The sequence below is a fragment of the Paracoccus haeundaensis genome (assembly GCF_006239215.1).
GTDB classification, from domain to species: domain Bacteria; phylum Pseudomonadota; class Alphaproteobacteria; order Rhodobacterales; family Rhodobacteraceae; genus Paracoccus; species Paracoccus marcusii.
The window spans coordinates 113,735-132,372 of record NZ_VDDC01000015.1; the positions used below are offsets into that span (position 1 = coordinate 113,735).

Consider the following 18,638-nt stretch of genomic DNA (forward strand, 5'->3'; position numbering starts at 1 on the left):
TGCCCCTCACATGCGGAACAGGCCGAACCGCGTCGGCTGGATGGGTGCGTTCAGGCTGGCGCGCAGCGACAGGGCCAGGATGTCGCGCGATTGGCGCGGATCGATGATCCCGTCGTCCCACAGCCTTGCGGAAGCATAGAGGGGATGGGACTGGCGCTCGAACATCTCGACCGTGGGGCGCTTGAACTCGGCCTCGTCCTCGGGCGACCACTGGCCGCCGGCACGTTCGATGCCGTCGCGGCGGACGGTGGCCAGGACGCCCGCGGCCTGTTCGCCGCCCATCACGCTGATGCGGCTGTTGGGCCAGGTCCACAGGAAGCGCGGGGAATAGGCCCGCCCCGCCATGCCGTAATTGCCCGCACCGAAGCTGCCGCCGACCAGCATGGTGATCTTGGGCACGTTGGTGGTGGCCACCGCGGTGACCATCTTGGCGCCGTGGCGGGCGATGCCCTCGTTCTCGTATTTGCGGCCGACCATGAAGCCGGTGATGTTCTGCAGGAACACCAGCGGAATGTTGCGGGTGCTGCACAGTTCGATGAAATGCGCGCCCTTCTGTGCCGCCTCTGAAAACAGCACGCCGTTGTTGGCGATGATGCCCACCGGGCAGCCGTCGACATGGGCAAAGCCCGTGACCAGCGTCTCGCCGAAGCGGGCCTTGAATTCGTCAAAGCGGCTGCCGTCGACGATGCGGGCGATGACCTCGCGGATGTCATAGGGGGTGCGCAGGTCGGCCGGCACCACGCCCAGGATCTCCTCGGGGTCATAGGCGGGCGGTTCCGGGGACTGCCAGACGACGGTGTCGGGACGGCGGCGGTTCAGGTTGGCGATGGCGCGGCGGGCCTGGGCCAGCGCGTGGGCGTCGTCCTCGGCCAGGTAATCGGCCACGCCGGACAGGCGGGTGTGCACGTCGCCACCGCCCAGATCCTCGGACGTGACCACCTCGCCGGTGGCGGCCTTGACCAGCGGCGGACCGGCCAGAAAGATCGTCCCCTGGCCGCGCACGATGATCGTCACGTCGGACATGGCGGGAACATAGGCGCCGCCCGCGGTGCAGGACCCCATGACGACGGCGATCTGCGGGATACCTTTGGAGCTCATCCGGGCCTGGTTGAAGAAGATGCGGCCGAAATGGTCGCGGTCGGGAAAGACCTCGTCCTGGTTGGGCAGGTTCGCGCCGCCGCTATCGACCAGATAGACGCAGGGCAGGCCGCATTCCTCGGCGATCTCCTGGGCGCGCAGGTGCTTCTTGACCGTCATCGGGTAATAGGTGCCGCCCTTGACCGTCGCGTCATTGGCCACGACCATCACGTCCTGGCCATGCACCCGCCCGACCCCGGCGATGACCCCCGCACAGGGCGCAGCCCCGTCGTACAAGCCATAAGCGGCAAGCGCGCCGATCTCCAGGAACGGGCTGCCGGGGTCCAGAAGGTTCGCCACCCGTTCCCGCGGGGGCATCTTGCCGCGGCTGACGTGACGCTCCAGCGCCTTGTGGCCGCCGCCGGCGATGGCAGCCTCCGCGGCCTCGCGGGCGGTCTCCAGCAAGGCCAGATGCGCGGTGCGGTTGGCGCGGAACCCCTCGGACGAAGGCAGCGCGGTCGAGGTCAGTTTCATTGTGTGGTCTCCTCGGCCAGGTCCAGATCGCGCAGCGCGCGACGCATGACCTTGCCGGTCACGGTCATGGGCAGGGCGTCCAGAAAGGCGATCTCTCGGGGATAGGAATGGGCGGCGGACCGGCTGCGGGCATGGGCCTGCAGGTCGGCGGCAAGGTCGGGCGACGGTTCATGGCCGGGCCGCAGCACGACGTAGGCCTTGACGATTTCGGTGCGCAGCGCACAGGGCTTGCCGACCACGGCGACCTGCGCCACGGCGGGATGGCGCAGCAGGCAGTCCTCGACCTCGGATGGACCGATGCGGTACCCGGCCGAGGTGATGACGTCGTCGTCGCGTCCGACGAACTGGACATGGCCGTCCCGGATGACGCCCCGGTCGCCGGTCACCAGCCAGTCCCCGCGGAACTTGGCCGCCGTGGCCTGCGGGTTCCGCCAGTATTCCAACATCATGCTGCCGGCGCCGCGGCGGATGGCGATGTCGCCCTCGGCATCGGTGCGCCGGCCCTGCGCGTCGATCACCGCCAGTTCGATCCCGGGCACCGCGCGCCCGATGGCGCCGGGACGGGCCGGAAACATCGCGCCACTGCCAGATGCGACCATGTTGCATTCGGTCTGACCATAGAATTCGTTGATCTGCAGGCCGAATGCCTCCCGGCCCCAGTCCAGCATGGGGGCGCCAAGCGTCTCTCCGCCCGATGCGACGCTGCGCAGGCCGGGCAGGCGTACCCCCGCGACCTTGAGCATCCTCAACGCGGTGGGCGGCAGGAACACGTTGCGGATGCCGCAGTCGCGGATCAGGCCCGCGACGGCATGTGGATCGAACTTGGCCATCGGGGTGGCGACCACGGGCACGCCAAGCGCAAGCCCCGGCATCGCCACGTCGAACAGACCGCCGATCCAGGCCCAGTCCGCGGGCGTCCAGATGACGTCGCCCGGCTGGCCCAGCAGGTCGTGGCTCATCTCGACCCCCGGCAGGTGACCGGTCAGCATGCGATGCCCGTGCAACGCGCCCTTGGGCGTGCCTGTCGTCCCCGAAGTATAGATGATCACCGCCGGGTCTTCCGGCCCGGTGTCGCGCGTGGCGAAGGGCCCGGCATCGGGCAGGCCGTCCTCGGGGACGATCACCCGCAGATGGGGGAACGGGGCCAGCATCCGGCGCCCTTGGGTGTCGGTGATGACGGTCGAGATACCCGCGTCGCGCAAACGCAGGTCCAGCGCATCCGGGCCGAACAGCTTGAACAGCGGGACCGAGATCGCGGCCGATTTCCACACCGCCAGATGCGCGGCCGCCGTCCAGGACGATTGCGTGCGCAGGATGCCGATCCGGTCGCCGCGATCGGCACCAAGTGCGTGGGCCAGCGCATCGGTCATTGCCGCCAGCGTGGCGAAGGTCACCGGGTGCGGGGCGCCGTCATGGTCGATGATCGCCACCCGGTCCGGTGCATGGGCCAGGCACTGGTCGGCCATGTTCAGCCGCGCGGGGTACTGCCAGCGGAAATCCCGGCACAGCCTCGCGTGGTCCGCGTGATGCAGCAGGCGTGCCATCTCAGGGGCCTTCGCGCAGATAGCCGTCCAGCTGGTTCGCCTGACGCGCGGTCAGGGTCAGCGCGCATTGCGCGGCCGCGGGCCCCGCGCCGGTGCCGCCGCCCCATCGCGTCGCCTCGTATTCGCAAGCAGCGTCGCGGAAGGCGATCCAGGCACGCTGCATGTCACGCAGGGCACCCGCCTGACGCGGACCCGCGGCGTCCATGCTGTCCAGTTCCGCATCGCCTGCCTCGGCCCGCGTCATCACCTCGCCATAGGCGGTGTTCAGGCGATCGTCCCACCAGTCGCGTTCGGCGCCCAGGCAGAACCCCATGCCGACCGTGCTGGACCCGCCCTCGCCCTCCATGCAGGCATTCGCGGCCAGGCCCGCGCAGCTGTCGGGCGCCGCATCGCTGTCAAGGCAGGCCAGCACCGGAGCGGGGTCAAAGGACGGCGCGTCCTGCGCCATCGCCGGGGCGGCCATCAGCGCCAACACGACCAGGATGCGCATCAGACCAGCCCCATCAGCTCGCGCCCGATCAGCATGCGGCGGATCTCGCTGGTGCCGGCCCCGATCTCCATCAGCTTGGCGTCGCGGAACAAGCGGCTGACGACGCTGTCGGACAGGAACCCGGCCCCGCCAAGCGCCTGCACGGCCTGATGCGCCTGCACCATCGCCTGTTCGCTGGCATACAGCACCGCACCCGCCGCGTCCTGCCGCGTGACCTTGCCCGCGTCGCAGGCCCGCGCGACCTCGTAGACATAGGCGCGGGCGGTGTTCAGTGCGACATACATGTCGGCGATCTTGCCCTGCATCAGCTGGAACGACCCCACCGGCTGACCGAACTGCTTGCGTTCCGCCACATAGGGCAGGACCTGATCCAGGCAGGCCGCCATGATACCGGTGCCGATGCCGGCCAGGACCACCCTCTCGTAGTCTAGGCCCGACATCAGCACCCGAACGCCCCGGCCCTCCTCGCCCAGGACGTTCTCGAACGGGATCTCGACATTGTCGAAGATCAACTCGCCCGTGTTCGATCCGCGCATCCCCAGCTTGTCGAAATGCGGGCTGGTGGTGAAACCGGCCATGTCGCGTTCGACGATGAATGCCGTGATGCCCTTCGACCCGGCCTCGGGGTCGGTCTTGGCATAGACCACCAGCGTCTTTGCGTCGGGCGCGTTGGTGATCCAGTACTTGCTGCCGTTCAGCACATAGCGGTCGTTCTTCTTCTCGGCGCGCAGGCGCATCGCGACGACGTCGCTGCCCGCGCTTTCCTCGGACATGGCCAGGGCGCCGACGGCCTTGCCGCTGCACAGGTCGGGCAGGTATTTCGCACGCTGCGCATCGGTGCCGTTCAGCTTGATCTGGTTCACGCACAGGTTCGAATGCGCGCCATAGGACAGGCTGATCGACGCGCTGGCCCGCGCGATCTCCTCGACCGCGATCACATGCGCCAGATAGCCCATGCCCGACCCGCCGTACTGTTCATCCACCGTGATGCCCAGCAGGCCCAGATCGCCCATCTCGGTCCACAGCTGGTTGGGGAAGGCGTTGGTGCGGTCGGTCTCGGCCGCCAGGGGCGCGACGCGATCGGTGGCCCATCCGTGGACCATCTCGCGCAGCGCGTTCACATCCTCGCCCAGATCGAATTCCATGCCCCGCGTGAACATCGCGATCCCCCCTCCCCGGTTATTGAACGCTTGTTCATTTCCATAGCGCAGGCCGCGCCCGCCCGTCAAGCAGGCTGCGCCGGTTGGGCCGATGCGTCAAGCGCGGGGCTTGTCCCTGCCCGGCCGACGCGCCAAAGGAGGGCGATGCGACTGATGATCCTGCGCCATGCCCCCAGTCTTGCCGACGGCCTGCTGGCCGGCCGGCGCGATGTGCCTGCCGATTGCGGCGATGCTGCCGCATTCGCGCGCCAGGCGGCCCGCCTGCGTCCCGCCCAGGTCATCGCCAGCCCGGCGCTGCGCTGTCGTCAGACGGCCACCGCCCTGGGGCTTGTGCCCGACAGGCTGGAGCCCGCGCTGTGGGAACAGGACCTGGGCGCGTGGGAGGGGATGGACCCGTCACTCCTGCCCGACCTTGGTCCCCTGCCCCTCGATGCCTTGGCCCGCCACCGCCCCGACGGCGGTGAAAGCTTCGATGACATGGCCGCGCGGGTGATCCCGGTCCTGCAGGCGCTGCAGCGGGACACGGTGATCGTGGCGCATGCGGGCACCGTGCGTGCGGCACTGTCCATCGTGGTCGGGCCTGCCGCCCTGTCCTTCGCGGTGGCGCCCCTGTCGCTGACCGTGCTGCAGCGCGCCGGTGCCGATTGGGCGGTGCAGACCGTCAACCTCTGCGCAGGAGACTAGGATGGCCGTGATCGCCCTGCTGGCGCTGATGCTGGATGTGCTGATCGGTTGGCCCGATGCGGTCTATCGCCAGGTCGGGCATCCGGTGACCTGGGCCGGGCGTCTGATCGCGGCGCTGGATCGCGCGCTGAACAAGGGCCGGGCGCGGCGCGCCAAGGGTGCGCTGACCGTGGTTGTCGTCCTGCTGGCGGCCATGATCCCCGCGGTCCTGATCCAGGCGTGGCTGGGCCCGTGGGTCGCGGCCGTGCTGGCGTGGCCACTGGTCGCGGCGCGGTCGCTGGACCAGCACCTACGCGCGGTGGCCGTCCCCCTGGCGGTGGGCGATCTGGCCGCCGCTCGCGGTGCGACCGCGATGATCGTGGGGCGCGACGTCACCCGCGCCGATACGCCCGCGCTGTCCCGCGCCAGCCTTGAGAGCCTGGCCGAGAATTTCAGCGACGGCGTCATCGCGCCGCTGTTCTGGGCGGCGGTCGGCGGGCTGCCGGGCATCGCGGCCTACAAGGCGATCAACACGATGGATTCGATGATCGGCCACCGCACCCCCCGGCACGAGGCATTCGGAATGATCGCCGCGCGCTTGGACGACGTGGCGAACGTGATTCCCGCGCGGCTGTCGGCGGGGCTGATTGCGATCGCGTCCGGTCGGCGCGCGGGGGCGGCACTGCGGGTGGCGCTGCGCGACGCGTCTGCCCACCGGTCGCCCAACGCCGGCTGGCCCGAGGGCGCGATGGCCGGGGCCCTGGACTGCCGGTTGTCGGGTCCGCGCGTCTATGCCAACCGGGTCGCGGACGAGCCGTGGCTGAATGCCGCCGCGCCCGACCCGGATGCGGCTGACCTGCGCCGGGGCATCGCGCTGATCCGTCGCGCCACGGTGGTCGCGGCGCTGCTGCTGGCCACGGCGGCGCTGGTCTGAGGGATCAGAACAGCATGACCTCGACGCTTTGCGTGCGCAGTTCCGCGACCGAGTTCGTGGTCAGGAACGCCACGTCCGCCGCGTCGCGCCCGACCGCGACCAAGGCCATCTGGTCCGCATGGGCCATGCCGGTCGGATCGACCAGGTGCCAATCGCCGCCCAGATAGACCTGCACGACCGCGTGGAAATCCTGCGGCTGGACATGGGGGGCATAGACGCTGGCGATGCGCGCGGGGATCTGCTGCGCGCGGCACAGCGCGATCAGCAGATGCGCATAGTCCCGGCAGACGCCGCGCCGGTCCAGGAAGGTGTCCGCCGCCGTTGTGTCCCCGTCGCTGGTTCCGGCGACATAGTCCAGGTTGCGTTCCACCCAATCGCGCATCGCGGCGACCAGCGGGCCGCCCGTCAGCCCCTCGAACCGAGAGCCGGTGAAATGACCGAACCGTTCCGACTGGCAATAGCGCGACGGCAGAAGATAGCGCAGCGCATCGCCGGGCATGTCCTCGACCTCGACGGCCTGCAGGCTGGCCAGATCGGGACGCGGGCGGGTCACTTGGACTTCGGCCGAATAACGGCAGGTCAGCCGATCCTGCAGGCGCATGACGATGCGTTCGCCGATGCCCTCCTCGGCCGGAACGCGGGCCAGCTTCAGGGGCTGGCCTAGGTCGATGTTGGTGCGGTTCAGGATCTGTCCGTGAACGCCCGCCGCCTCGATCAGCAGCAGCGCGGGCCCGGGCGATTCCAGCGCATAGTCAAGCGTCACGTCGATCTTCATCCGCATCGGCGGCTCCTGTCAGGTTGGGGTGGGTCGGGAAAGGGGCAGAGCCGTGCCCGCTTGCGCGGCCATTGTCAATCGTCAAGCGGCGGCTAGGTTCCGCGGGCGTCAGGATGACGCAGCCGCATCCAGCATCACGGTGACGCGGAACCGGGCACCGCCCCGGTCAGAGGCACCGTGATCCAGCCCACCGCCCATCTGGCGGGCATAGATCAGGCAGATCTGCATGCCCAGCCCGCGCGCCGCATCCGGGTCGAACCCGGCAGGCAGGCCCGGCCCGTCATCCGACAACGTGACGCTCAACGCGCCCGCGTTCTGCGCCAGGTCCAGCCACAGCCCCGGCCGCCGGCCCGGATGCGCGTGCTTGACGGCATTGCCGATCAGTTCGGCCAGGATCTGGCCGATCGCCGCCGCCTGCCCCGCCGTCACCCGCAGATCGCCCGCCAGCGCGTCGTTCACGGTGATCGCCGCCTCCAGCGCCTGCGCCAGGTCGGTCGCCAGCGCCCCGACATAATCGCGCAGGCTGACATTGCGGCTGCCCGGATCCAGGTGCAGCTGGTCGTGCACCCGCGCCAGGGTCGAGATGCGGTTCGCGGCATCGGACAGCTGCGCGCCCGCCGGGCCGCCGGCCTGCTGGCGCGCCTGCATCCGCAGAAGGGCGATGACCGCGGCAAAGCTGTTCTTCACCCGGTGGTCGATCTCTCCCATCAGGATGTGCTGACGGGCGATGGCCTCGTCCTTGCGGGCGACCTCCTGCTGCAGCTGCTGTCGGATGGTCACGCTGTCGGTCACGTCGCGCGACGACGCCAGGATGCGCACCACGCGGCCCGCCGCGTCCCGGACCCCCGACACGGTGACGTGCCACCAGCGCGGTGTGCCGCGGGCGGTCGGGCAGAAGGCCTCGAACCGGGTCACGGCGCCGGTCAGCGCCGCCTGCATCGCGTCGTTCAGCATCCGGTCCGCCTCGGGCGGCCACATCGACGGCCAGGGCCGCTGATCGACGCTGGCGAAATCGTCGATCTCCATCGCGCACAACCCGTTGCCGTTCATGAAGATCAGCCGCCCCTCGGGGTCCAGCAGCTTGATGCAATCCGGCGAGGCATCCAGAACCGACAGCGCGAATCCCGCTTCGGACCCGGCCAGCAGGTCGATCGCGCGCAAATTCGGATCGGTTGGAACCATGGATGAACCCGACAGTGACGCGGGCCTGTCCCGGCCCGCCGCTTGACGTCCCGCTTGGCCCTCCGGCCCGGTCACGTCAAGGACCAATCCGGACGGCACAGAAAGGTTAGCCAAGGCCCGCCGCGTCACGCAAGGGACATGTGCGGGCCAGATCGCGCGCCTGATGCGACACGCCCCGCGCCAGCGGCAGCAGGTCCGCCTGCAGCGCGTGATAGATGTCGGGTTTGCCCTTGAACTGCGTCGCGGCCGGGCGGTCGTCATTGCCCAGTTCGGGGAACCACCCGCCGCGGGCGTGATCGATCAGATGCCCGTCCGCAAAGGCCCACAGGCGGCGGTACCAGTCGCCGTCGCCGGGTCGGGGGTCCAGCTTGATCAGGGCCGCCAGCGCGCCGATCGCCTCGGTCACCGGCCACCAATAGCGCGCCGGATTGTCCACGCGACCGTCGCGCAGTGTGTAGGCCAGCCCGCCCCGGTCGGCCCAGGCATCCGCCAGCGCAGTATCGACCAGCGCACGCGCCTGCGCGATTGCGCCTGTGTCGGGGCGCCCGGCCAGATCCCACCAGTGCAGCAGCAGGCGCGCCATCTCGAAGCTGTGGCCCGGCGTGGTGCCGGCGGGGCGGAACATCGGGTTGCCGGCATAGGCATGGTCGGGCCGCCAGCGGTCGTCGTAATGTTCCGGGATGCGCCAGCCATGCGCCGCCGCCTGCCCCGCGATGAAGAACTCCAGGATCCGCCCGGCACGGTCCAGATGGACGGGCGCGCCGGTCGCCTCGAACGCGGCCAGCAGCGCCTCGACTCCGTGCATGTTGGCGTTCATGCCGCGATAGGTCGAGAACGCCTGCCAGTCGCGCGTGAACTCGTCGCGGAACAGTCCCGCGTCGTCGTCCCAATAGTGGCGGTCCAGCACCTGCGTGATGTCGGCCAGCAGGCGATCCGCATCCGGGTGCCCGATCATCTTGGCACTGGACGCGGCCAGCAGCACGAAGGCATGGCCATAGGCCAGCTTGGGCCCCTCGACCGGCGCGGTGCCGTCCACGGCCCACAGATAGCCGCCGTGATCGGTGTCGCGATGCGCGCGCCACAGCCAGTCCATGCCCTGATCCACGATCCCCGCGCGGTCCGGCCGCCCGGCCATCTGCGCGAGCGCATAGGAATGGACCAGCCGCGTGGTCGTATGCAGCTCCTGCACCGTGCCCGGCAGAGGGGTGCCGTCCAGGTCCAGCACATGAAAGCCGCCCTCGGGCCGGATGCTGGCATCGAAGAAGTTCAGCGCCCGGTGCGCGTCGCGCGCCAGAAAAGCGCGGTGATCGGTGTCGTCAAGCACGCTCATGGCCATCCTCTCAGCGTTTGCGCAGCGCGTCGGCCAGGGCCGAACCGAATGCGCCCGCCCCCTTGGGCGCGGCGTGCGCCGCACGGGGCGCGGGCTTCGCAGCCTCGCGCGCGGGGCGGTCGGTGGGGGCGTTGTCCTTGCGCATGGTCAGGCCGATGCGCTTGCGGGCCACGTCCACCTCGGTCACGCGGACGCGGACCACGTCGCCGGCCTTGACCACCTCGTGGGGGTCCTTCACGAAGCGGTCGGCCAGCTGGCTGACATGGACCAGCCCGTCCTGATGCACCCCGATATCGACGAAGGCGCCAAAGGCCGCGACGTTCGTCACCGTCCCCTCCAGCGACATGCCGGGGCGCAGGTCGCCGATCGCCTCGACGCCGTCGGCAAAGGTCGCGGTGACGAAACCGGGGCGCGGGTCGCGGCCGGGCTTTTCCAGCTCCGACAGGATGTCGCGCACGGTGGGCAGGCCGAAATCCTCGGTGACGAAATCCTGCGCCCGCACCGATTTGAGCGTCGTGCTGTCGCCCATCAGCGACCGCAGATCACGCCCGCAGGCGGCCACGATCTTGCGCGCGACGCCATAAGCTTCGGGATGGACGGCGGATGCGTCCAGCGGTTCGGACCCTTGGACGCGCAGGAACCCCGCGCATTGCTGGAACGCCTTGGGGCCCAGACCCGCGACCTTCTTCAGCGCGGCGCGGGACGGAAAGGCGCCGGTCGCATCGCGATGCGCGACGATGGCCTGAGCCAGCGACGGCCCCAGCCCCGCCACATGCGTCAGCAGCGCCGCAGAGGCCGTGTTCAGATCGACGCCCACCGCGTTCACGGCATCTTCGACCACGGCCTCCAGCGATTTTGCCAGCTGCCGTTGGTCCACGTCATGCTGGTATTGCCCCACACCGATGGACTGCGGCGGCACCTTGACCAGTTCGGCCAGCGGGTCCTGCAACCGGCGCGCGATGCTGACCGCGCCGCGCAGGGAGACGTCCAGGCCGGGAAACTCCTTCGCGGCCAGTTCGGACGCGGAATAGACCGAGGCCCCAGCCTCGGAGACGATCACCTTGGTCGGTTCCTTCACCCCCTTGGGCAGGCGCTTCAGCACATCGGCGACCAGACGCTCGCTCTCGCGGCTGGCGGTGCCGTTGCCGATGGCGATCAGGTCGACGCCATGCCTGGCGATCAGCGTCGCCAGCGTGGCCTCGGCCCCGCGCAGGTCGTTCTTGGGCTGGAACGGATAGATGGTCGCGGTGTCCAGCAGCTTGCCCGTCCCGTCCACGACCGCGATCTTGCACCCCGTGCGGATGCCGGGGTCCAGGCCCAGGGTCGCGCGCGGACCCGCAGGCGCGGCTAGCAGCAGGTCGCGCAGGTTGCGGGCAAAGACCTGGATCGCCTCGGCATGGGCACGGGCGCGCAATTCGGTCAGCAGGTCGATATACATCGTGTTCGACAGCCGTACCCGCCAGGCCCAGCCCGCGACGCCGCGCAGCCAGTCGGCGCCCGGCCCCTGCCCGACCGCGCCCAGACCCCGCGCAACGATCCCCTCGGCCCGCGCCGTGCCGGTGTCCGGGTCGGGGGCGATGTCGATGGTCACGACCTCCTCCTTGGCGGCGCGCAGGATGGCCAGCGCGCGGTGGCCCGGAATGCCCGACCAGGTTTCCGAATGCGCGAAATAGTCGCTGAACTTGGCGCCCGCCTCCTCCTTACCGGCCGCCACGCGGGCGGCGATCACCGCATTGCCGCGCATGAACTCGCGCAGCGGGCCCAGAACCTCGGCATTTTCCGACAGCTCCTCGACCAGGATGTCGCGGGCGCCGTCCAGCGCGGCCTTGGGCGTCTCGACCGCGCCCGTCACATAGGTGGGCGCAAGGGTCGCCGGTTCGCGCGACGGATCGGCCTGGATCGCGCGCAGCAGCGGCTCCAGACCGTTCTCGCGCGCGATCATCGCCTTGGTCCGGCGCTTGGGCTTGAAGGGCAGATAGATGTCCTCCAGCGCGGCCTTGGTCTCGGCCGCGCCGATGGCACGGGACAGATCGTCGGTCAGCTTGCCCTGGTCGCGGATCGATCCCAGGATCGCCGTGCGCCGCGCCTCCATCTCTCGCAGATAGGACAGGCGGTCGGCCAGGGTCCGCAGCTGCGTGTCGTCCAGGCCCCCCGTCGCCTCCTTGCGGTAACGTGCGACAAAGGGAACCGTCGCGCCCCCGTCCAGCAGGTCGGAGGCGGCCGTGACCTGCGCGGGGCTGGCGCCGATCTCGGTCGCGATCTGGCGGGCGATGCGGGTAGCGGTCTGGGCAGAGATGTCCATGCGTGGGGGGCCTTGTCGTCCGTGGGTCTTGCGCCCCGGTCTAGCCGCTTGCGGCGTTCTCGCCAAGCGGGGCGTCCTGGGCCAGCTCGGGCATGCGCAGGACCTCTCCGGCGACGGTCTTGCCGACGACGCTGTCGCGCACCGCCTTGCGCAGCGCGGCGGACCGTTTCAGCAGGCGGCGGAACCCGGCCTCGTCCAGCACCAACAGCGTGCTGGGGGTGATCGCGCGGACCTCCGCCTTGCGGATGCGGCGGGTCAGCACGCCCATCTGGCCGAACATCTCTCCGCGGCCAAGGCGCGCGGTCTGGCCCGCGACCTCCTGCTCGACCGCGCCCGAAGCCACGAAGAAGACCGACCGCGCGGGCGTGTCCTTGCGGGTGATCACATGGCCCGCATTGACGTAACGCGTGCGGATCTCTCGGCTCAGGCGCTTCAGTTCCGCGTCGTCCAGATCGGCGAACAGCGGGAATTGCCGCACGACCTGGTTCTTGCGCAGGGCCAGGTCCAGCTTGGGGCGGCCTTCGGACTGCTGGCGACGCTGGCGGACATCGTCCATCAGCTGGATGTGCACCTCGGCGCCGATCAGGCCGTCGTCGCGCAGGGCGTTGTACTCGCGCTCCTCCAGCCGCAGGGCGGTGCGGCGGATGAAGCGGCGCTCCAGCTCCTCGGCATAGCCGGGAAACTGCAGGCGCAGACCCTCCAGGGCGGTCTCCACCGCCTCGATCCGCCGCTGCAGCAATTCGTGCAGCAGTTCGGCCACGCGCCGGCCGTGAATCCGCCGGATGCGGCGGTCGATGAACCCGTGAAGATCCCGCAGGATCAGACGCTTGCCCAGCAACATCTCGAACCTGTCCGCGGTCATGCGGGCCAGCGGGCCGGCCACGCCGATGCGGTTGCGCAGGAAGGCCGCGAACCGGAACGCCGGGCCATAGCGCAGATTGCGCCGTGCCGCGCGCTGATAGCCTGTGCGCCCGCCGGAACGAGCGCCCTCGATCACCCGGTCGGCGTCGAACAGCGCCTGTTCCGACAGTCGCGCCGAGATCGCCCGCTCGCGGAACCGCTGGACGATCATCTCGCGCTCGTGCGCGGCCAGGGCGATCAGGCCCAAGGTGATGCGGTCGCGGTCCAGGATCTCGGCATTGTCCTCGGCCTCGGCGGCCTCGACGGCATTGTCCAGCCGTGCGGCAAAGCGCTTGGCTTCGGAGCGCACCGTCTCTCGGGTCAGGTCATAGTTCTCGGTGACCGAGGCGACGCCCTCGCGCACCGACTGCAGCGCCACGGCGACGACCTGGTTCGACAGCGCCCGGTCCAGCGGCGACAGCTTGTCCAGCCCCAGAAGGGCGATGACGCCGCGCAGCGTGGTGCCCTGCACGATCAGCGTGAACAGGGTGAAGCCGGTGGCCAGGATGCCGACGATGCGCTTCGTTTCGACCGGCACGCGCAGGTTCTCGGTCACCGCCAGGGCCAGCGCCAGGGTCACCGCGCCGCGCAGTCCGCCCCACATGATCGCCACGCGATAGGGTCGCTGGATCTTGGGCGACAGGCGCAGCGTGGTCAGCATCGGCAGCAGCACGAACAGGATCAGCGCCCGCGCGACGAAGGCCGCGATCACCACCACACCGACCAGGAACAGGTCGTTCAGCCGCACCTCGCCCAGCAGGCGCGGGATCAGCAGCGCCGCCAGGATGAAGATCAGCGCCCCGGCCCAATGCGCCAGCAGGCCCCAGACCTCCTTGAGGTTGACCCAGAACGCAGGCGCCAGGCGGCCCGGACCCATCAGGTTCAGCGTCAGGCCGGACACCACGACCGCGATCACGCCCGACGCGCCCAGCAGCTGTTCCGCGCCGATATAGGCCAGGTAAGGGACCGCGACCGAAACGGATATCTGCGCCGTCTCGAACCGCCCGAACAGGCTCATCAACGCCAGCGCGATCCGCGCGACCAGCCACCCGGCCAGCACGCCGCCCACGATCAGTCCGGGGAACTGGCCCAGGGCCTCGCCCAGCTGCGGGTTCGGGACGCCCAGCATGACATAGGTCAGGAACAGGCCGAACAGCGCGATGGCGGCGGCGTCGTTCAACAGCGACTCGCCCTCGACGATGCGGGACAGGCGCTTGGGCGCGGACAGGCTGCGGAAGATGCTGACGACCGCCGAGGGGTCGGTGGTCGACACGATCGCCCCGATCAGCAGGCCCACCATCAGCGGCAGCCCCCCGATCCAGTGCAGCGCGAAGCCGATGGTCAGGGTCGCCGCCACCACGGCCACCACGGCCAGTGTCAGGATCGGCACCCAGTCATCCATCATCCGCCGGATGTTCATCTCCAGCGTCGCCTGAAAGATCAGCGTCGGCAGGAAGACGTACATGAACACGCTGGACCGGATCGGCAGCGACAGAATGCCGACCGCCACCGGATTCAGCGTCTCTGTCACGTTGGTGCGCAGCAGGAACAGGGCTCCGCCGCCGATCAGGATACCCACCGCCGCCAGCATCACGCTGAACGGCAGGCGCAGGCGCGCGGCCAAGGGTTCCGCTGCTGCGATCAGCAGGAACAGCACCGCGGTAAAGGCAGTCAGCAACATGATATCCATGGCTTTCTGGATAGTCGCGGACCGACCGACATGGAAGGCCAACCCCGCCGCCCGCGCGCGTTTTTCCGCGCCGGTGACGGCGATGTGACGACGCGGCAGGCGGCCTTGAAATCGGGTCGCGTCACACACAGCTGAAGGCCCGTGGGGCGCAGGGCGCCCCGCACTGACATTCCGGGCCGGACGGCCCCACAAGCAAGATCAAGAAAGGAGGACCCGCATGTCCTCGATGTTCGAACCCGTGACCCTGGGGGCGGTGACGCTGCGCAACCGGATCGTGATGGCCCCGCTGACCCGGTCGCGGGCGGGCGATGCACGCGTGCCCAACGACCTGATGGTCGAATACTATCGCCAGCGCGCCGGCGCCGGCCTGATCCTGTCCGAAGCGACCAGCATCATGCCGATGGGCGTGGGATACGAGGCGACGCCCGGCATCTGGAACGACGACCAGATCGCCGGCTGGTCGAAGGTGACCCAGGGCGTGCACGAACGCGACGGCATGATCTACCTGCAGCTGTGGCATGTGGGCCGCATTTCCGACCCGCAGCTGCTGGGCGGGCAGCTGCCGGTGGCGCCGTCGTCGATCCAGCCGGACGGGCATGTCAGCCTGCTGCGTCCCAAGCGCGCCTATGTCACGCCCCGGGCCCTGACCACCGAGGAGATCCCCGGCATCGTCGAGGCCTATCGCCAGGCGGCCGAGAACGCGCGCCACGCGGGCTTTGACGGGGTCGAGATCCACGCCGCGAACGGCTATCTGATCGACCAGTTCCTGCAGGACCGCAGCAACACCCGCACCGACCAGTATGGCGGCGACATCCAGAACCGCGTCCGCTTCCTGAACGAAATCACCGATGCGGTGGTCGGCGTCTGGGGCGGCGACCGGGTCGGTGTCCACCTGGCGCCCCGCGGCGACAGCCATGACATGGGCGACAGCGATGCCCGCGCGCTGTTCACGCAGGTCGCCCGCGACATGCGCGCGCGCGGCGTGGCCTTCCTGTGCCTGCGCGAACGCGTGGCCGAGGACAGCCTGCTGGACGCTATCCGCGACGCCTTCGGCGGCCCGGTCATCGCAAACGAGGGCCTGACCCGCGAAAGCGCCGAGGCCCTGCTGGCCGAGGGTCGCGCCGATGCCGTGGCGTTCGGGCGCGATTTCATCGCGACGCCGGACCTGCCCGAACGGTTCCGCCGCGGCCTGCCGCTGAACGACCAGGACCCGGCCACATTCTATGCAGGCGGCGCCGAGGGATACACCGACTATCCCACCGCCACCGACATCGCCGCGGAATGATCCGGCGTCACGCATGACAAAGGGGGCGGCCCATCGGACCGCCCCCTTTCTGCAATGCTGAAGACGATCAGCTGTCGTCGCGGCTGGACCGCATGGCCGCGTCACCGGCCGACGGCAGCAGCGTGACGGACACGACATCGTCGGCCATCAGGTTGCGCTGCCCCAGTTCGCGGGCGGTGAACAGATCACCGGCGCGACGTTCGACCTTGACCTGCGCCATGGGCGCGGGCGCGAAATCGGGGCGTTCGCTCATGCCCGCCAGGCCGGCGGCGGCGGGCAGTGCGGACAGCGCCATCAGGGCGGCGGTGGTGGCGGCGGCAACAAGACGTTTCATCATGTCTCTCCTGGGTGTCATGTGGGTGGACCGTGTCGATCCATGCTTACAGACACGCCGGAAACCGACTTTCGTGACACCCTGTCACCAAACCGTGTTGTCCCGTGTGGTCGTCGTGATCGCATGAGAAAGGGGCGGCCCCACAGGACCGCCCCCCGATCTGATCCGCGGACGGGATCAGCAGCTGTAATACATCGCGTATTCGATGGGATGGGGGGTATGCTCGTAGGCATAGACCTCTTCCCATTTCAGCGCGATATAGCCTTCCAGCTGGTCGCGGGTGAACACGTCGCCCTGCAGCAGGAAGTCCATGTCCTTCTCCAGTTCCTCCAGTGCCTCGCGCAGGGACCCGCAGACGGTCGGGATTTCGGCCAGCTCTTCGGGCGGCAGGTCGTAGAGATCCTTGTCCGAGGCCGGGCCCGGATCGATCTTGTTCTTGATGCCGTCCAGGCCCGCCATCAGCAGTGCCGCAAAGCACAGGTACGGGTTGGCCGAGGGGTCCGGGAAACGCGCTTCGACACGCTTGGCCTTGGGGCTCTCCGTCCACGGGATCCGGACGCAGCCCGAGCGGTTGCGGGCCGAGAACGCGCGCAGAACGGGGGCCTCGAAGCCGGGGATCAGGCGCTTGTAGCTGTTGGTCGACGGGTTGGTCAGCGCGTTCAGCGCCTTGGCATGCTTCAGGATGCCGCCGATGAAGTACAGCGCCTCCTGCGACAGGTCCGCATACTTGTCGCCCGAGAACAGCGGCTTGCCGTCCTTCCAGATCGACATGTTGACGTGCATCCCCGACCCATTGTCGCCCTTCATGGGCTTGGGCATGAAGGTGACCGACTTGCCATAGGCATGGGCCACGTTGTGGATGACGTACTTGTATTTCTGGATGTTGTCGGCCTGCTCGACCAGACCACCGAAGATCAGGCCCAGCTCGTGCTGGCAGGTCGCGACCTCGTGGTGATGCTTGTCGACGCGCATGCCCATGCGCTTCATGGTGGACAGCATTTCACCGCGGATATCCTGGGCGGTGTCGACGGGGTTGACCGGGAAATAGCCGCCCTTGTGGGCCGCGCGGTGACCGGTGTTGCCCATCTCGTATTCGGTGTCGGTGTTCCAGGCGGCGTCGGCTGCGTCGATCTGGAACGACACCTTCTGCGGCGTCACCGAATAGCGCACGTCGTCGAAGATGAAGAATTCGGCCTCGGGTCCGAAATAGGCCGCGTCACCAATGCCCGACGCCTTCAGATAGGCTTCGGCCTTGGCGGCGGTGCCGCGCGGGTCGCGCGAATAGGGCTCGTTCGTGTCTGGCTCAACCACGTTGCAGTGCACGCACAGCGTCTTTTCGGCATAGAACGGATCGATATAGACCGAGGCAGGGTCCAGGATCAGCTTCATGTCCGACTGGTCGATCGACTTCCAGCCCGCGATCGAGCTGCCGTCGAACATGAAGCCTTCCTCGAAGAAGTCCTCGTCGACCAGGTCGCGGTCCAGCGTCACGTGCTGCAGCTTGCCCTTGGGGTCGGTGAAGCGAACGTCGACATAGGCGACATCCTCGTCCTCGATCAGCTTCAAGACATCCTTAATTTGCATCTCTTCCCTTTCTTCGTAGATGCGGCCCGGCGGCCTGGGCCTGCCGGGCGCGAAGGCCTGTGTAACTTCGGTCGATCAGACGGCGTCGTCGCCCGTCTCTCCGGTCCGGATGCGGATCGCCTGTTCGACGGGCAAGACGAAGATCTTGCCGTCGCCGATCTTCTCGGTGCGCGCGGCGGCGACGATCGCCTCGATGGCGGCATCGACCTGATCGTCGGGCAGCACCATCTCGATCTTCACCTTGGGCAGGAAGTCGACGACATATTCAGCGCCGCGATACAGTTCGGTATGGCCCTTCTGACGTCCGAAACCCTTGACCTCGGTTACGGAAAGACCCTGCACGCCGACTTCCTGCAGCGCCTCTTTGACATCGTCCAGCTTGAACGGCTTGATGATCGCCTCGATCTTCTTCATCGCAATAGACCCTTCCTCGCGGCTTGCCTGAAGACTGATTGGCGCGTTTGATGAACCGCGTAAATGCAGCAGCATGATCTTGGAAGCCCCCAAGCCGTTTGTCCGGCTCGTATGCCTAATATTTCACCATCCAGCCCAAGGATTAATCATCGACCATGATGGAAGGCAGTGAAATCGTCACCGTCGCTCAAATGCGCGCCATCGAATCCGCGGCGATAGGCAGCGGCGTGACGTCCGGGCTGAACCTGATGACCCGCGCGGGACGTGCCGTCGCGGGCCAGATCCGCCTGCGCTGGCCGCGTCCGGGGCGGGCGGTCGTCCTGTGCGGGCCGGGCGCGAATGGCGGCGACGGCTTTGTCGCGGCGCGCGCGCTGTCGCAGGCGGGCTGGCGGGTCGATGTGCTGGGCGCGGCCCCGCGACCGGGCTCCGACGCGGCGGCG

Annotated in this window: 16 protein-coding genes; 4 read left to right on the top strand and 12 right to left on the bottom strand. The window is 68.8% G+C overall.

The window, feature by feature from the left end; genetic code table 11:
- Positions 1–6: 6 nt before the first annotated feature.
- From FHD67_RS10050 to FHD67_RS10065, 4 genes are read right to left on the bottom strand one after another with little or no spacing between them, the layout of a single operon-like run.
- The gene (locus tag FHD67_RS10050; protein WP_139598611.1) at positions 7–1,611 is read right to left on the bottom strand and encodes a carboxyl transferase domain-containing protein; all 1,605 of its coding nucleotides are present in this window, start codon (positions 1,609–1,611) and stop codon (positions 7–9) included.
- Positions 1,608–3,155, bottom strand: a complete 1,548-nt coding sequence (locus tag FHD67_RS10055) for an AMP-binding protein (RefSeq protein ID WP_139598612.1) — start codon at positions 3,153–3,155, stop codon at positions 1,608–1,610. Before FHD67_RS10055 ends, FHD67_RS10050 begins: the two co-directional genes overlap by 4 nt.
- Position 3,156: 1 nt before the next feature.
- Entirely contained in the window at positions 3,157–3,645 is a 489-nt protein-coding gene (locus FHD67_RS10060; protein ID WP_045983021.1) for a lysozyme inhibitor LprI family protein, read from the bottom strand.
- Positions 3,645–4,805 carry an isovaleryl-CoA dehydrogenase gene (locus tag FHD67_RS10065; RefSeq protein ID WP_139598613.1) on the bottom strand — a complete coding sequence of 387 codons (1,161 nt, stop codon included), beginning with the start codon at positions 4,803–4,805 and terminating at the stop codon, positions 3,645–3,647. Before FHD67_RS10065 ends, FHD67_RS10060 begins: the two co-directional genes overlap by 1 nt.
- A 144-nt stretch (positions 4,806–4,949) precedes the next feature.
- Between FHD67_RS10065 and FHD67_RS10070 the strand changes: the two genes are divergently transcribed.
- Complete coding sequence (locus tag FHD67_RS10070) at positions 4,950–5,489, top strand: histidine phosphatase family protein (RefSeq protein ID WP_045999147.1); 540 nt, start codon at positions 4,950–4,952, stop codon at positions 5,487–5,489.
- A gap of 1 nt (position 5,490) precedes the next feature.
- Positions 5,491–6,402: an adenosylcobinamide-phosphate synthase CbiB gene (cbiB, locus tag FHD67_RS10075; RefSeq protein ID WP_139598614.1), complete on the top strand. Its 912-nt coding sequence runs from the start codon at positions 5,491–5,493 to the stop codon at positions 6,400–6,402.
- Between the two features lie 4 nt (positions 6,403–6,406).
- On the opposite strand, the gene FHD67_RS10080 is transcribed toward cbiB, so the two are convergent.
- The 5 genes from FHD67_RS10080 to FHD67_RS10100 all read right to left on the bottom strand — a co-directional run bounded on the left by FHD67_RS10080 (position 6,407) and on the right by FHD67_RS10100 (position 14,581).
- On the bottom strand, positions 6,407–7,183 hold the full coding sequence (locus FHD67_RS10080; protein WP_139598615.1) for a transglutaminase-like domain-containing protein: 777 nt from the start codon (positions 7,181–7,183) through the stop codon (positions 6,407–6,409).
- 102 nt (positions 7,184–7,285) lie between these two features.
- Positions 7,286–8,359 (bottom strand): sensor histidine kinase, encoded by a 1,074-nt coding sequence (locus tag FHD67_RS10085; RefSeq protein WP_176695097.1) that lies wholly within the window; start codon positions 8,357–8,359, stop codon positions 7,286–7,288.
- A gap of 106 nt (positions 8,360–8,465) precedes the next feature.
- The gene (locus FHD67_RS10090) at positions 8,466–9,689 is read right to left on the bottom strand and encodes an AGE family epimerase/isomerase (protein WP_342775297.1); all 1,224 of its coding nucleotides are present in this window, start codon (positions 9,687–9,689) and stop codon (positions 8,466–8,468) included.
- A gap of 10 nt (positions 9,690–9,699) precedes the next feature.
- Entirely contained in the window at positions 9,700–11,991 is a 2,292-nt protein-coding gene (locus tag FHD67_RS10095) for a Tex family protein (protein ID WP_139598618.1), read from the bottom strand.
- 40 nt (positions 11,992–12,031) lie between these two features.
- A complete protein-coding gene (locus FHD67_RS10100) occupies positions 12,032–14,581 on the bottom strand; it encodes a cation:proton antiporter (protein WP_139598619.1) in 2,550 nt (849 codons plus the stop codon).
- A gap of 217 nt (positions 14,582–14,798) precedes the next feature.
- Between FHD67_RS10100 and FHD67_RS10105 the strand changes: the two genes are divergently transcribed.
- On the top strand, positions 14,799–15,866 hold the full coding sequence (locus tag FHD67_RS10105; RefSeq protein ID WP_139598620.1) for an alkene reductase: 1,068 nt from the start codon (positions 14,799–14,801) through the stop codon (positions 15,864–15,866).
- Between the two features lie 67 nt (positions 15,867–15,933).
- Here the strand turns inward: FHD67_RS10105 and FHD67_RS10110 are convergent, their stop codons facing one another.
- The 3 genes from FHD67_RS10110 to FHD67_RS10120 form a co-directional block, all read right to left on the bottom strand.
- Positions 15,934–16,203: a hypothetical protein gene (locus tag FHD67_RS10110; RefSeq protein WP_045999139.1), complete on the bottom strand. Its 270-nt coding sequence runs from the start codon at positions 16,201–16,203 to the stop codon at positions 15,934–15,936.
- Between the two features lie 174 nt (positions 16,204–16,377).
- Entirely contained in the window at positions 16,378–17,784 is a 1,407-nt protein-coding gene (glnA, locus tag FHD67_RS10115; protein WP_045983010.1) for a type I glutamate--ammonia ligase, read from the bottom strand.
- A gap of 75 nt (positions 17,785–17,859) precedes the next feature.
- Complete coding sequence (locus FHD67_RS10120; RefSeq protein ID WP_042248864.1) at positions 17,860–18,198, bottom strand: P-II family nitrogen regulator; 339 nt, start codon at positions 18,196–18,198, stop codon at positions 17,860–17,862.
- Positions 18,199–18,353: 155 nt separating this feature from the next.
- Here FHD67_RS10120 and FHD67_RS10125 point away from each other — a divergent pair.
- A partial coding sequence (locus tag FHD67_RS10125; RefSeq protein ID WP_281282451.1) for an NAD(P)H-hydrate epimerase occupies positions 18,354–18,638 on the top strand: 285 nt, incomplete at its 3' end.

What these genes read in the sequence shown, in the direction of transcription:
- FHD67_RS10120 (WP_042248864.1), bottom strand. Translation starts at nt 18,198, where the DNA reads ATGAAGAAGATCGAGGCGATCATCAAGCCGTTCAAGCTGGACGATGTC.
- FHD67_RS10070 (WP_045999147.1), top strand. Translation starts at nt 4,950, where the DNA reads ATGCGACTGATGATCCTGCGCCATGCCCCCAGTCTTGCCGACGGCCTG.
- FHD67_RS10100 (WP_139598619.1), bottom strand. Translation starts at nt 14,581, where the DNA reads ATGGATATCATGTTGCTGACTGCCTTTACCGCGGTGCTGTTCCTGCTG.
- FHD67_RS10055 (WP_139598612.1), bottom strand. Translation starts at nt 3,155, where the DNA reads ATGGCACGCCTGCTGCATCACGCGGACCACGCGAGGCTGTGCCGGGAT.
- FHD67_RS10095 (WP_139598618.1), bottom strand. Translation starts at nt 11,991, where the DNA reads ATGGACATCTCTGCCCAGACCGCTACCCGCATCGCCCGCCAGATCGCG.
- FHD67_RS10060 (WP_045983021.1), bottom strand. Translation starts at nt 3,645, where the DNA reads ATGCGCATCCTGGTCGTGTTGGCGCTGATGGCCGCCCCGGCGATGGCG.
- FHD67_RS10105 (WP_139598620.1), top strand. Translation starts at nt 14,799, where the DNA reads ATGTCCTCGATGTTCGAACCCGTGACCCTGGGGGCGGTGACGCTGCGC.
- FHD67_RS10050 (WP_139598611.1), bottom strand. Translation starts at nt 1,611, where the DNA reads ATGAAACTGACCTCGACCGCGCTGCCTTCGTCCGAGGGGTTCCGCGCC.
- cbiB (WP_139598614.1), top strand. Translation starts at nt 5,491, where the DNA reads ATGGCCGTGATCGCCCTGCTGGCGCTGATGCTGGATGTGCTGATCGGT.
- FHD67_RS10110 (WP_045999139.1), bottom strand. Translation starts at nt 16,203, where the DNA reads ATGATGAAACGTCTTGTTGCCGCCGCCACCACCGCCGCCCTGATGGCG.
- FHD67_RS10085 (WP_176695097.1), bottom strand. Translation starts at nt 8,359, where the DNA reads ATGGTTCCAACCGATCCGAATTTGCGCGCGATCGACCTGCTGGCCGGG.
- glnA (WP_045983010.1), bottom strand. Translation starts at nt 17,784, where the DNA reads ATGCAAATTAAGGATGTCTTGAAGCTGATCGAGGACGAGGATGTCGCC.
- FHD67_RS10090 (WP_342775297.1), bottom strand. Translation starts at nt 9,689, where the DNA reads ATGAGCGTGCTTGACGACACCGATCACCGCGCTTTTCTGGCGCGCGAC.
- FHD67_RS10065 (WP_139598613.1), bottom strand. Translation starts at nt 4,805, where the DNA reads ATGTTCACGCGGGGCATGGAATTCGATCTGGGCGAGGATGTGAACGCG.
- FHD67_RS10080 (WP_139598615.1), bottom strand. Translation starts at nt 7,183, where the DNA reads ATGCGGATGAAGATCGACGTGACGCTTGACTATGCGCTGGAATCGCCC.